Source organism: Amycolatopsis sp. (assembly GCF_035276945.1).
Classification (GTDB): Bacteria; Actinomycetota; Actinomycetes; order Mycobacteriales; family Pseudonocardiaceae; genus Amycolatopsis_E.
Genome location: NZ_DATELF010000020.1, coordinates 151,172 through 163,284 on the forward strand (window position 1 = coordinate 151,172; position 12,113 = coordinate 163,284).

Sequence of the window (12,113 nt, forward strand, 5' to 3'; positions counted from 1 at the left end):
TCAAGGTGGGCAACATCGCCCGCTGAACCGCTCGGCCAGCTCGCGTTCCCGTTCGTACTCACTGGCATTGCGCAGGGCCACCGCGGATCGGGCGGCGACCGCGGTCAGGAACGTCAGTTCCTCCCTGGTGAAATCCTCGGTCTCGCGGGCGAGTCCGAGCACACCGAGCAGGGTGGGCCCGACGGTGAGCGGGATCAGCAGGCGACGGGGGCGGACCACGGGCCTGCCGTTGTCCAGCACCCGCTCCACATCGGCGTCCGGGATGCCGTCCGCGGGCTCGCGGCGTAGTTCTCCGTCGGTGCACAGCCACACGGCGGCCGAGCTGGCCACGCTTTTCCCGCTCGATCAACCGCACGAGCGCCTTGACGACCTCGTGTCCGCGCAGGAACGAGGAAACCGTCCTGGTCACTTCGTCGAGAAAGGCCAATTGCTGGCGCTGGCGCTCGACCTCGGTATGCAACGCGAGCAACCCCGCGTTGGTCTGGGCCAATTCGCTCCGGTTGCAGTTCCAGTTCCTCTCGCTGCTGCTCGACGATTTCGCGCAGGGAACGGATCAGTTCTTCCGCCTCCGTGCGAGGATCGGCAGGGAAAATCCGGTGGCCGTCCCGTCTGTCACTCACCTGTCACCGCCACCACGCACGCGTCATCACGCCCGCGGCCGCGCCGGCCGAGCACCCATGCCGCCACCGTTGCCGGATCATGGCCGAACAGTCCCGGCCAGTCCCCCGCGCTCCACCGGTCCGACACGCCGTCGGTCCGCGGGAGCCGCCGGCTTTCCCTCGACCAGTCGGCCGTCGACTCCACGGCACGCTTTGCCCCGGCCGCGCCCACGATGCCCGGCCGCGAAACCAGGCGCGCGGCACGGGCGCCCGGAGCGGAATAGAGCCGGCAGGCGACGTTTCCGACCCCGCCGAAACGCACTTTTCCTTCGGCAGGACGCACCTGGGCGACGGCGACGGTCGCACCACGGGTGCGGGCGATCCTCGGCTGCACCGATTCCAGGATAGAACCAGGAGCACGTGCCGCGCTCTCCGAGACGGTGGAGATCGCCACCCGGCTGGCTTCGGCGGCGGGCGTGCCATGGCCAAGACCATCGCTGACGGCGATCGTCAACGCGCCCGCGGAACCGACCGCCGTCCACATGTCGCCGCAGTCGGTTTCACCCGGTGCGGTGAACAACGCCGCCCCGACCCGCGGCCCTGACGTGGGCTCGGAACGCCATCGCGCGAGCACCACTGCGCCGGCCCCCGCAAGGGTGTAGGCGTCGAAAAGGTCGGCGGCACGGCGGACCGCGCCGAGCCCGGCGCCGAGCGTGCCCGTGGTCGAGTAGCCGTCCCGCAGGCTGTCCGCCAGCCTGCGGATGCCCGGCCCGGAGTCGATCGCGAGCAGGTCGAGCCGGCCGTTCCACGCCACCACGCCGAACAGCCCGCGCCCGGCGTGCTTCACCAGATTGGAGGCGAGCTCGGTGGCGGCCAGCGAAACCCGCTGCCCGAGAAGATTCGCTCGCCGCGCCGCGGCCAGCGCCAGCAGCCGGGCCCGGCCGACGTGACCCGGCTCCGACACGACGATGTCGTCACGGGTCATCAGCGGTGCGCGGACATGCTGATCTCGACGGTGGGCGCGGAGTCGATCCGGAACCCGTCGGCGAGCCTTCTGGCGCCGCCGCGTCCGGGGCCGAGGCCGGAACCGGTGGTGAAGCCGTCGGTCATGGCCTGCTCGATGTCGGCGATGCCCGGCCCCGAGTCCCGGAAGACCATGCGCACCCCGCTGGCCCCGGCAAAGATCTCGGCCTGCCCGCCACCGCCGTGCACCAGCGCGTTCCTGGCCAGTTCGCTCGCCGCGGTGACCAGTTTCGTCTGCTGGACCAGGGTGAACCCGGCCGCGGCCGCGGCTTCCCTGGCGGCCTGCCGGACAGGCACTATGTCGCCTTCGTCCTTGATCGGCGCCGTGCTCGTTGCGGAGGCCGAGGTCACCGCAGGGCCGCCATACCTTCACGGACGGACAACGCGGTACTCATTCCGGGCAACGTCAGGCCGAGTTCGGCCAGGGTGAAGGCGACCGCGGGCCGCATGCCCACGAGGACCGTGCGGGCGGCCAGCAGCGCCGTCGCGGCCGCGATCTCGTGCAGGGCGCGGGCCAGGTAGGAGTCGACCACGTCGAGCACCGAGATGTCGATCAGTACGCCGCGCGCGCCGGTGTCGACGACCCGTTCGGTCAGCTCCCGCTGGAGCTCGGCGACCGTCCGGTCCTGAAGTTCCTCGCCGACCGTGACCAGGAGCACACCATCGAGGTCGGCGATGGGGACGGCCGGCATCAGCGTGAACCGACGGCGGAAACCGTGAGGCCGAGCAGGCCGAGCGCGTACTCGAAGGCGCTGGCCAGCCGCGCCTTGGTGACCACGTCGTCGAGGTCGATGCCGAGCTGCACCATGGTCGTGGCGATCTGCGGGCGGATGCCGCTGATCACGCATTCCGCGCCCATCAGCCGGGCCGCCTGCGCGGTCTTCAGCAGATGTTGCGCGACCATCGTGTCCACCGTCTCCACGCCGGTGATGTCCAGGATGGCCACCCGTGCCTGGTGCGTCACGATCGTCTGGAGCAGGCTTTCCGTGGCGACCTGGCTGCGCATGCTGTCCAGGGTGCCGATCAGCGGGATGGCCAGCACCCCGTCCCACAGTTTGACGACCGGAGTGGACAGCTCGGTGAGCTGCTCGCGCTGTGTGGCAACGGTTCCCGGACCGAGCCCAACGTGGTGTCCAGCAACACCAGCCGCAGCGTGTCGACCACCGCGGAGAGCAGCACGACACCTTCGGTCGCCACCTCGGCGGACCGCTCGTCGGCCAGCCACAGCCGCAGCAAGGGCCCCTTGAGCCCGCTTGTCTTGACAGCGGTTTCCGCGGTCAGGTCGTCACCGCCGTGCTGCGCGGTCAGCGCGGCGAGCAGCGCCCGCGGCTCCGAAAAGCCTTCCGCCGCCGGGTTTTCCGCCGCGTCGGCCAGGATGGCCCGTCGCAAGCCGGTCACCACTTCCCGACAGTCACGGGCGACCTGCTCCTCCTCGGCGCCCGTCAGGCCGAAAAACGGTGCGCGGGAGGACTCGGTGACCAGCTCTTCGCTGCGGTCGGCCAGGAAATCGCCCACGATGCCGGTGGCCCTGCGTTCGGAAGTCGTCGTCATCGTCCTCGGCCCGCGAAGTTCGTTGCCTTCCGGCAAACTTGGGTGACGACGTGGTCACCACACAACTTGGACCCGTGGACGACTGGCACGACGAGGGAAAGAGAAACCGACCATGACCAGGCACGAAGGAATCCGCGAACCGGGCGCGTCCGTGGTCCGGACAGTTGTGGACGGCGATACGGCACGCGTCCTGCTGTTCGGTGAGATCGATCACGGCGCGGTCGCGCAGCTTGACCAGGCATTGCACGAACTGCTCGACGCCGGTGCGGTCCGGCTCGTAATGGATTTCGAAAACCTGTCGTTCTTCGATTCCGCCTGCATCAGCGCGCTGGTCAGGGCGCGGGCGCAGGCCGAAGACCGCGGAGGCACGATGATGCTGGCCAACCTCGACCGGTACGCGCGGCGGATCCTCGACCTGACCGGCCTGCTTTCCTCGTTCACGGTCGAAGAAGACGTGGCGACGGAGGGCGCCGGCTAGCGAGCTAGAGCGGTGGCGGGATGGGACGGCTGCGGAGGAAGAGCACCGTCCCGCCCGCGCCCCCGTCGATGCGGACCTCGTCGGCGCAGGCCCGGATGATGGTGAGGCCGTGCCCGCGGCAGCCCTTCACGGGTGACGGGTCGAGCCAGCGACCCTTGTCGGCGATGGTGAACTCGACACGGCGGCCGTCGTCACCGGTGACCACCTCGGCGTCGAACTCGATGACACCGGGAGGATCGGTGAGCTGTTCCGCGCTTTCCGGGGCTACTCCATAGCCGTGCTCGATGCTGTTGCTCACCGCTTCGCTGACGGCGAGCACGAGTTCGTCGACATGCGCGGGGGAACATTCGTGAGCGCGCAGCCAGTGCCGCACGCGATCACGCGCGATGGACGGGGAAACCCACTCGACGGGCAGGAGGAGATGAAGTGTCGTGGCGGGGCCGTCGTCCGGCGCCTGCGCACTGTGTGCTGGATGTTCATCCTGCTGCTCGGATGTCGGGGGCACGAGAGTTATTGTCCCAGTTTCCGGTGATGCTGCTTGGTTTCAGGGCGTGAGCGCGTCGGTGACCGTGTGGTACAAGGCCAGCATCTGGTCCAGTCCGACGATCTCGATCGGCCGGATCACCGGGCGGGACTCGTCGACCACGATACGCAGGGGTTGGAAACCACGGTGCCGCACGGCTTCCGTGGCGCTGTTGCCCAGCGTGCGCAAGCCCGCGGAGCCCAGGAAGCCGACTCGGGTGAGATCGACGACGAGCACCCGTCCGTCGAGCCGGTCGAAGGCCTCGGCGAGCACGGTCCGCAGCCGGGGCGCGGTCAGCCCGTCGATCTCGCCCTCCACCGTCACGATGATCACATCTTCGTGATCGCCGGTCCGGGCGGTCATCAGCTGTTCGAGGTCGGGTCTTTCGCGAGCCCGCTCGCCGCCGTCCGGCGTCAGTTCGTCACTGGCAGGTTTCACCTGCGCGACACTACTCAGTCCTCGTGCAGGTCCAGGATCTGGTCCACACCAGTGATCTCCAGTGCCCGCCGGACCGTGTGGTGCGTGACCGCCACCCGCAGCGGTGTGCCCTGCTCCCGGCATCGGTGATGAGCGTCCAGGAGAGCGGTGAGCCCGGCCGAGGAGAGGAAGGTCACCTTGGTCAGATCGGCGACCACCCTCAACGGTGGCTTGGCGGCTTCACATGCCTCGTCCAGCGCGCGGCGGAAAGTGGTGACGGTGTTCATGTCCACCTCACCACCGGCGCGCACGAAGACGCCGGAACCGTGTCGCTCGGTCGCGACTTGCAGGAGCTGGCCGTCCATGTTCTCTCCGTGGTCAGTCAACCACCAGAAGATACCCGACCGAAGCCGTGGCGTGGCAGGGCCGAACGGCGGTGGCTAGGGGGCCGCTTGGCTGGGCCGGATCACGATAAGGCATGTGTCGTCGTCGGTGTCCACCGAGGTGTGGTGCAGCAGTTCGTCGGCGACTTGCTCGATGTCTCCGGCCAGGCTCGTCGCGGAGCGGGCGAGCCGGGCGAGGCTGTCGTCGATGAGCACCGAACGGCGTTCGATGAGCCCGTCGGTGTAGAACACCAGGGTGTCCCCCGGGCACAGCTCGATGGTGGCCTCCCGGAACTCCGCGTCCGGCACCGCGCCGAGCAGGACCCCCTTGGGCAGCGGCAGGAACTCCGCCGTGTCACCACGGATCAGCAGCGGTGGCAGATGCCCCGCCCTGGCCCAGCGAAGTTCGCGCCTGTCCGGTTCGTAGAGACCGCAGACCACGGTGCCGGTCGTGCCGCGCGCGAGCTGGCAGGCCGTGGCGTTGAGCCAGCCGAGCAGCTTGCCCGGTCCGGCACCCGTGATGGACAGCCCGCGCAGCATGTTCCGCAGCGCGACCATGTCGGTCGCCGCTTCGATGCCGTGCCCGGCCACGTCGCCGATGACCAGCAGCACCCGGCCGTCGGCGAGCATCACCGCGTCGTACCAGTCGCCGCCGACCTCGTGCTCGTGCTCGGCGGGCCGGTACCGGACGGCGACCTCCAGCCCGGTCACCGACGGCCGCAGCGACGGAGGCAGGATCGCCTCCTGCAACTGCCGGGCGATCCGGTGCTGCTGCCGGACCTCCTCCTCGGTGTCGGCGAGCCGGTCCTGGGTGGCGGCGAGCGCGACCTGGCTCTGGTACTGGGCGGAGATGTCCTGGTAGATCCCGCGCAGCGCGGTCAGTTCCCCGGCTTCGGAGACCACCGGTTCGCCGTGTGCGCGGACCTGCCGCAGCGTGCCGTCCGGCCGGATGAGCCGGAAGGTGGCGACCGCGTCGTCGCGGCGCCGCAACATGTCCTGGAAGACGCTCACCGCCGCCACATCGCCGGGATGGACGTGGTCGCGGAGTTCGAGCGGGCCGGCCGGGCGGGCCGAGGCCGGCAGCCCGAACAGCGCGAAGGTCTCGCCGGTCCAGCTCGTCTCGCCGGTCACCAGGCTGTACTCCCAGCCACCGATCCGGCCGAGGCGCTGCATGGTTTGCAACAGGGCGGCCAGCCGTTCGGCGTCGTAATCGAGCCGCCAGTCGATCAGCACACCGTCGAAGAACCGGATGATCCGCACGCTGGTGACCGCCGGGGTGACCGCGTCGTGGGACAGGGCGGTGCACGGCACGCGGTCGAGCCGGCAGGGTGCGCCGGTCTCGAAGACCTCCACCGCCTTCTCGAACGCCTCGCTCGCGCCGAGCCACGGGAAGGCCTGGGTGAGGCCGCGCCCGACGATCTGCCGGGGCGGACGGCCCGCCGGATCCTCCAGGTGCTCGCCGGCATGCGTGATCTCGAAGTCGGCCACCTCGCCCGCCTCGTCGCGGACGGGACGGGCGAGCAGCCCCGAGGAGATCAGCGCGGCTTCGGTCTTGTCGGGGCGCATCGGTTCGCCGAGTGCGAGCCGGAAGTCGACGGCACGTGCGCAGACTCCGGCCAGCGTCGTCAGTTCGCGCCGGAGCCGTTGGGGAATCTCCGCCCGCTCGTCCGGCCAGACCACCTCCAGCACCCCGACCAGACTCTTGGCTCCGGACAAGGGAATCAGCGCCCGGGCACCGCCGGGCCAGGAGCCGAAGATCGGCACCGGAACGCCGACGGTACTGGCGAGCCAGAGCGGGCGCGCGGTGCGCACGACCCGCTGTGGAAGCGCGTCCATCTGCGGCGGAATGCGCTGCCACCGGCTCGCTTCCAGCACGTCGAATCCCGCGTGCCCGGCGAGTTCCAGCGCACCGTCGCCGACGAGTTGCCACAGCGCGACGGCGACCGCGCCCGCGGTACCGAGCGCTTCGCCCAGCAAGGCGGAAGCCAGCTCGGACCCGTCCCGGGCCACCTGCGCGGCCGCGTCGACCACGCTCAGCCGGACCCGCTGATCCCGGCCGGCCGTGCCCGCAACGGCCTCCGGCTGCCCCACCAGATCCGCGGCCAGCTCGGCCGAAGAGACCCCGGCCCGTTCGGCCAGCCGGCGCAGATGCTCGGCCGCTTCCGTTGGCAGGCAGCGCAATTGCTCGATGAGCATGCCTTCGGCCAGGTGCACGAGCCTGCGCCGCGCATCGCCGGCGCGGAGCGTTTCGATTTCGCGCTGCTGGCGTTCCACGACGGCGGCCAGCCGCGCGATCGTCGCGTCGGTGGTGCCGGGCTGGTCGGTCGTCACCGCGCCCTCATTTCGCCGCCGGAAGATCTCATCCTAGCCATGACAGCGTAGATTCTTGCAGTGGCGGCGCTTATTTCACGGGCGGACAGGAGTGCGCTGGTGACGGATACCGAAACGACGGCGGCGGTGGAAAAGGGCTGGCGCGACCCCCGGCTCAAGCAACTGCTCGCCGGGTTGACCGCGGTCCGCGACGGTGACTTCAGCACCCGCCTGCCCCAGGTCGGGGACGAGCTGACCGACGAGATCGCCCGGGTGTTCAACGGGATGGTCAGCCAGCTGGCCCGGTTCACCGCCGAGGTGACCCGCGTGGCGCGTGAGGTCGGCACGGACGGCAAGCTCGGCGGGCAGGCCGAGGTGACCGGGGTGTCGGGGAGCTGGAAGGACCTCACCGACTCGGTGAACGCCATGGCGGGCAACCTGACCGATCAGGTGCGCGACATCGCGCAGGTGGCCACCGCGGTCGCGCGGGGCGACCTGTCCCAGAAGATCGCGGTGGACGCGCGGGGCGAGATCCTCGAACTCAAGAACACCATCAACACGATGGTCGACCAGCTTTCCGGGTTCGCCGACGAGGTCACCAGAGTGGCCAGGGAAGTCGGCACCGAAGGCATCCTGGGCGGCCAGGCCAGGGTGCCGGGCGTCGGCGGCACCTGGCGCGCGCTGACCGAGTCCGTCAACTCCATGGCCGGCAACCTGACCCGTCAGGTCCGCTCGATCGCCCAGGTGGCCACCGCCGTCGCCGAGGGCGACCTGTCCCAGAAGATCCGGGTCGACGCGCGCGGCGAGATCCTGGAGCTGAAGGAAACCATCAACCGGATGGTCGATCAGCTGTCGGCCTTCGCGGCCGAAGTCACCAGAGTGGCCAGGGAAGTCGGCACCGAAGGCATCCTGGGCGGCCAGGCCAGGGTGCCGAACGTGGCCGGGACCTGGAAGGACCTCACCGACAACGTCAACTCGATGGCCAACAACCTGACCAACCAGGTGCGCAACATCGCCAAGGTCACCACCGCCGTCGCCTCGGGCGACCTGACCCGCAAGATCGACGTCGACGCGCGCGGCGAGATCCTCGAACTGAAGACCACCATCAACACGATGGTCGACACGCTCGGCTCCTTCGCCGCGGAGGTCACCAGAGTGGCCCGTGAGGTGGGCAGCGAGGGCAGGCTGGGTGGCCAGGCCGAGGTCGAAGGCGTCTCCGGCACCTGGAAGCGCCTCACCGAGAACGTCAACGAGCTGGCGGGCAACCTGACCCGCCAGGTGCGCGCGATCGCCGAGGTCGCCGGCGCGGTCGCCACCGGCGACCTGACCAGATCCATCGCCGTGGAAGCGCAGGGCGAGGTCGCCCAGCTCAAGGACAACATCAACACGATGGTGCGGTCGCTGCGCGAGACCACGCAGGCCAACCAGGAACAGGACTGGCTCAAGACCAACCTGGCGCGGCTGTCGGGGCTGGCCCAGGGCCGGCGCGACCTCACCACGGTCGCCGAATTGATCCTCGACGAGCTGGTGCCGCTGGTGTCCGCGCAGTACGGCGCGTTCTTCCTGACCGCCACCGAAAACCCCCGGCGGTTGCGCCGGATCGCCGCCTACGGCGGATACGACCAAGGTCCCGTGGAGGTGGAACTCGGCCAGTCGCTGGTCGGGCAGGCGGCGCGGAGCCGGAGGCCGATCATCGTCGACCATACCCCGCCGGGGTACATCAAGATCTCGTCCGGGCTGGGCGAGGCCGCGCCGGCCAGCCTGATCGTGCTGCCGATCGTGTTCGAGGGCCGCACGCTCGGGGTGCTCGAAATCGGCGCCTTCGCCCCGTTCACCCCGGTGCACCAGGCGTTTCTCGAGCAGCTCATGGACACCATCGGGGTCAACCTCAACACGATCATCGCCAGCGCCCGCACCGACGCGCTGCTGGAGGAGTCGCAGCGGCTGGCCGCGGAACTGCGCGCGCAGCAGGACGAGCTGGAGGAACGCGCGGAACAGCTCGCGCTGGCCTCGAAGTACAAGTCGGAGTTCCTCGCCAACATGTCGCACGAGCTGCGGACGCCGCTGAACAGCCTGCTGGTGCTGGCCCGGCTGCTCTCACAGAACACCGCGGGCAATCTCACCACCAAGCAGGTCGAGTACGCCGAAGTGATCCACTCGGCGGGCACCGACCTGCTGCAGATGATCAACGACATCCTGGACCTGTCGAAGGTCGAGGCCGGCAAGGTCGACGTGCATCCGGCGCCGCTCCCGCTGCGCCAGCTGCTGGACTACGTGCAGGTCACCTTCCAACCGCTCACCGCGGAGAAGCGGCTGGAGTTCACCCTGACCGCCGATCCGGACGTGCCGGCCGAGCTGGTCACCGACGAGCAACGGCTGCGCCAGGTGCTGCGGAACCTGGTGTCCAACGCGGTGAAGTTCACCGAATCCGGGCAGGTCGAGCTCCACGTGCGAATGGCAGGCGACAGGATCGCGTTCGACGTGCGCGACACCGGCGTCGGCATCGCGAAGGAGCACATCCCGGCCATCTTCACCGCGTTCCGGCAGGCCGACGGCACCACCAGCCGCCGCTACGGCGGGACCGGGCTGGGACTGTCGATCAGCCGGGAGGTCGCCGACCGGCTGGGTGGCGAGATCCAGGTGCGGAGCGAACTCGGCCGCGGCAGCACGTTCACCCTCTACCTGCCGGTGACCGCGCCCGCCGAGCGCCCCGCGTCGTCCCTGGTGATCACCTCCCGCCCGGACGAGGCCGGACCGGAAGCGGACGGGCAACTGCGCGGCCGCAAGATCCTGCTCGTCGAGGACGACCCGAGGAACGTGTTCGCGCTGACCGGTGTCCTGGAAGATCACGGCGCGTTGGTGCTTCGTGCCTCGCACGGCCGCGAGGGCATCGACACCCTGCTCGGCACCGAGAACGTCGACCTGGTGCTGATGGACGTGATGATGCCGGAGATGGACGGCTACGCGGCCACGGCCGCCATCCGCGAGATGCCGAGGTTCGCCGATCTGCCGATCATCGCGGTCACCGCGAAGGCGATGCGCGGCGACCGGGAGAAATGCCTGGCCGCCGGCGCGAACGACTATCTGATCAAACCCATCGAACCCGACGAGTTGCTCGCCTGCCTGCGAAGGTGGTTGGGATGAAGGGCACGTTTGCCACGTCGGACGGCCGGGAAACCTTCTGGGGAGATCCCCCGAATCCTTGGCCAGTGTTATGACGGCAATCCAGCAAACGGAGCGATTCACGCATCCCGCGCTCTTCTACCGGGGCGACCAGGAGTACCTGGCCGGTCTCGTTCCGTTCATCGAAGAAGGTCTTTCCCTGGACGAGCCGGTGGCGATGGCCGTCCCCGCCGACCGGCTCGCCCTGCTGCGCGACGCGCTCGGCCCGACGGCGGACGGGGTGCGGATGCTCGACATGACCCGGGCGGGCCGCAACCCGGGACGGATCATCCCCGGGGTGCTGCGGCAGTTCGCGGACCAGCACACCGGCGGGCATGTGCGGATCATCGGCGAGCCCATCTGGCCCGGCCGCACCGATCGCGAGTATCCCGCCTGCGTGCAGCACGAGGCGCTGATCAACCTGGCCTTCACCGGCCGGGACGTCACCATCGTCTGCCCGTACGACGCCGACGGGCTCGATTCGCGCACGCTCATGGATGCCGTCGCCACGCATCCCGTGCTGTGGGAGGGCGACCGCCGGTCGATCAGCGAACAGTACGCGCCGGAACGCGTGGTCGCCGACTACAACCAGGAGCTTCCCGCCCCCGCGGAGGCTCCGACGTGTGTCGTGAACGACACCGCCGGCCTGGCCTTCGCCCGCCAGTTCGTCGCCACCCGGGCCCGCGAACTCGGCTTGGCCGGCGAGCGGGTCGAAGACCTCACGCTCATGATCAACGAACTGGCCAGCAACAGCCTGGCGCACGCGGGCAGCAGTTGCCGGATCCGGATCTGGCGCGAGGGCGCGGACGTGATCGCCGAAACGGGCGACAGCGGCTACCTCCGCGATCCGCTCGCGGGGCGGCGGCCGACCGAGCCGGGGCAGCTCGGCGGGCGAGGCTTGTTGCTGGTCAACCACCTCGCCGATCTGGTCCGGACGCACACCACCCCCACCGGTACCACCATTCAGATTCACTGCCATATTCGTTAAAACCGGGTGAAGCGCGCATCCGTATACATAGTCATGAGGATGAGACATGTGCTGGTCGCGCTGCTGACCACGGTGCTGATGGCGGGAGCGGCGGCCGGCTCCGCCAGCGCCCACCCCGAGGACCGTCCAGTGCCCCCGCAACTACGAGTGCCCGACGGCAACCAGATGATCGCCTCGATGTCGGCGCGCGGTGTCCAGACCTATCAGTGCGCGAACAACGTCTGGACCTTCGTCCAGCCGGACGCGATCCTCGAATACCGGGGGCTCCCGCAGGTGCTGCACTCGCGCGGTCCGGTGTGGACATCGGTCCTGGACGGCAGTTCGGTGACCGGAACGGCGATCGCGAACTCCCCCGTCACCGGCACGATTCCCGAGCTGCTGCTGAAATCCACCGGCAACCGGGGGCCGGGGCTGCTCGCGAAGGTCACCTACGTCCAGCGCCTGGCCACCCGCGGTGGCGCCGCCCCGGCCGGCTCGTGCGAAGAGGGAACAACGACGTCAGTGCCCTACACCGCCAACTACCTGTTCTGGGCTCCCTAAGTGGTGGGTTTTGGAAGTCTTTCGGGGGTGATCAGGCGGCCTGTGGGATGCGAACGGCGGTCTCTTGTTGTTCGTGTCGGTCGATCCTTGCGAGTAGGTCGCGGAGGTCGTCTCGGGTGAAGGTCCAGTCGAACGGTGT

Annotated in this window: 13 protein-coding genes and 1 pseudogene; 4 read left to right on the forward strand and 10 right to left on the reverse strand. The window is 69.4% G+C overall.

Annotation, left to right across the window (positions count from 1 at the left end):
• The 6 genes from VJT49_RS02870 to VJT49_RS02895 all read right to left on the reverse strand — a co-directional run bounded on the left by VJT49_RS02870 (position 1) and on the right by VJT49_RS02895 (position 3,173).
• The gene (locus VJT49_RS02870; RefSeq protein WP_324162828.1) at positions 1-330 is read right to left on the reverse strand and encodes a GAF domain-containing protein; all 330 of its coding nucleotides are present in this window, start codon (positions 328-330) and stop codon (positions 1-3) included.
• A gap of 282 nt (positions 331-612) precedes the next feature.
• Positions 613-1,584: a SpoIIE family protein phosphatase gene (locus VJT49_RS02875; protein ID WP_324162830.1), complete on the reverse strand. Its 972-nt coding sequence runs from the start codon at positions 1,582-1,584 to the stop codon at positions 613-615.
• Complete coding sequence (locus VJT49_RS02880) at positions 1,584-1,973, reverse strand: ATP-binding protein (RefSeq protein WP_324162832.1); 390 nt, start codon at positions 1,971-1,973, stop codon at positions 1,584-1,586. The genes VJT49_RS02875 and VJT49_RS02880 overlap by 1 nt, the downstream gene beginning before the upstream one ends.
• Positions 1,970-2,314, reverse strand: coding sequence for an STAS domain-containing protein (locus VJT49_RS02885; RefSeq protein ID WP_324162834.1), 345 nt, complete (start codon positions 2,312-2,314; stop codon positions 1,970-1,972). The genes VJT49_RS02880 and VJT49_RS02885 overlap by 4 nt, the downstream gene beginning before the upstream one ends.
• Positions 2,314-2,664, reverse strand: a complete 351-nt coding sequence (locus VJT49_RS02890; protein WP_324162836.1) for an STAS domain-containing protein — start codon at positions 2,662-2,664, stop codon at positions 2,314-2,316. Before VJT49_RS02890 ends, VJT49_RS02885 begins: the two co-directional genes overlap by 1 nt.
• Positions 2,646-3,173 carry a hypothetical protein gene (locus VJT49_RS02895; RefSeq protein ID WP_324162838.1) on the reverse strand — a complete coding sequence of 176 codons (528 nt, stop codon included), beginning with the start codon at positions 3,171-3,173 and terminating at the stop codon, positions 2,646-2,648. The genes VJT49_RS02890 and VJT49_RS02895 overlap by 19 nt, the downstream gene beginning before the upstream one ends.
• A gap of 112 nt (positions 3,174-3,285) precedes the next feature.
• Here VJT49_RS02895 and VJT49_RS02900 point away from each other — a divergent pair, with 112 nt between their 5' ends.
• Positions 3,286-3,651, forward strand: a complete 366-nt coding sequence (locus VJT49_RS02900; RefSeq protein WP_324162840.1) for an STAS domain-containing protein — start codon at positions 3,286-3,288, stop codon at positions 3,649-3,651.
• Positions 3,652-3,655: 4 nt separating this feature from the next.
• Here VJT49_RS02900 and VJT49_RS02905 read toward each other — a convergent pair whose 3' ends face one another.
• The 4 genes from VJT49_RS02905 to VJT49_RS02920 are packed head-to-tail and all read right to left on the reverse strand — an operon-like array spanning position 3,656 to position 7,305.
• Complete coding sequence (locus VJT49_RS02905; RefSeq protein WP_324162842.1) at positions 3,656-4,156, reverse strand: ATP-binding protein; 501 nt, start codon at positions 4,154-4,156, stop codon at positions 3,656-3,658.
• Positions 4,157-4,195: 39 nt separating this feature from the next.
• The gene (locus VJT49_RS02910; RefSeq protein ID WP_324162844.1) at positions 4,196-4,612 is read right to left on the reverse strand and encodes an anti-sigma factor antagonist; all 417 of its coding nucleotides are present in this window, start codon (positions 4,610-4,612) and stop codon (positions 4,196-4,198) included.
• A 14-nt stretch (positions 4,613-4,626) separates the two neighbouring features.
• A complete protein-coding gene (locus VJT49_RS02915) occupies positions 4,627-4,977 on the reverse strand; it encodes an STAS domain-containing protein (protein WP_324162846.1) in 351 nt (116 codons plus the stop codon).
• Between the two features lie 54 nt (positions 4,978-5,031).
• Positions 5,032-7,305 carry a SpoIIE family protein phosphatase gene (locus tag VJT49_RS02920; RefSeq protein WP_324162848.1) on the reverse strand — a complete coding sequence of 758 codons (2,274 nt, stop codon included), beginning with the start codon at positions 7,303-7,305 and terminating at the stop codon, positions 5,032-5,034.
• 177 nt (positions 7,306-7,482) lie between these two features.
• Between VJT49_RS02920 and VJT49_RS02925 the strand changes: the two are divergent.
• The 3 genes and pseudogenes from VJT49_RS02925 to VJT49_RS02935 all read left to right on the forward strand — a co-directional run.
• A pseudogene (locus tag VJT49_RS02925) lies at positions 7,483-10,428 on the forward strand (HAMP domain-containing protein); the annotation flags it as partial.
• Between the two features lie 70 nt (positions 10,429-10,498).
• A complete protein-coding gene (locus VJT49_RS02930; protein ID WP_324162852.1) occupies positions 10,499-11,434 on the forward strand; it encodes a sensor histidine kinase in 936 nt (311 codons plus the stop codon).
• Positions 11,435-11,473: 39 nt separating this feature from the next.
• A complete protein-coding gene (locus VJT49_RS02935) occupies positions 11,474-11,974 on the forward strand; it encodes a DUF3455 domain-containing protein (RefSeq protein WP_324162854.1) in 501 nt (166 codons plus the stop codon).
• Positions 11,975-12,113 lie beyond the last annotated feature (139 nt).

What these genes read in the sequence shown, in the direction of transcription:
- VJT49_RS02875 (WP_324162830.1), bottom strand. Translation starts at nt 1,584, where the DNA reads ATGACCCGTGACGACATCGTCGTGTCGGAGCCGGGTCACGTCGGCCGG.
- VJT49_RS02885 (WP_324162834.1), bottom strand. Translation starts at nt 2,314, where the DNA reads ATGCCGGCCGTCCCCATCGCCGACCTCGATGGTGTGCTCCTGGTCACG.
- VJT49_RS02895 (WP_324162838.1), bottom strand. Translation starts at nt 3,173, where the DNA reads ATGACGACGACTTCCGAACGCAGGGCCACCGGCATCGTGGGCGATTTC.
- VJT49_RS02900 (WP_324162840.1), top strand. Translation starts at nt 3,286, where the DNA reads ATGACCAGGCACGAAGGAATCCGCGAACCGGGCGCGTCCGTGGTCCGG.
- VJT49_RS02930 (WP_324162852.1), top strand. Translation starts at nt 10,499, where the DNA reads ATGACGGCAATCCAGCAAACGGAGCGATTCACGCATCCCGCGCTCTTC.
- VJT49_RS02935 (WP_324162854.1), top strand. Translation starts at nt 11,474, where the DNA reads ATGAGACATGTGCTGGTCGCGCTGCTGACCACGGTGCTGATGGCGGGA.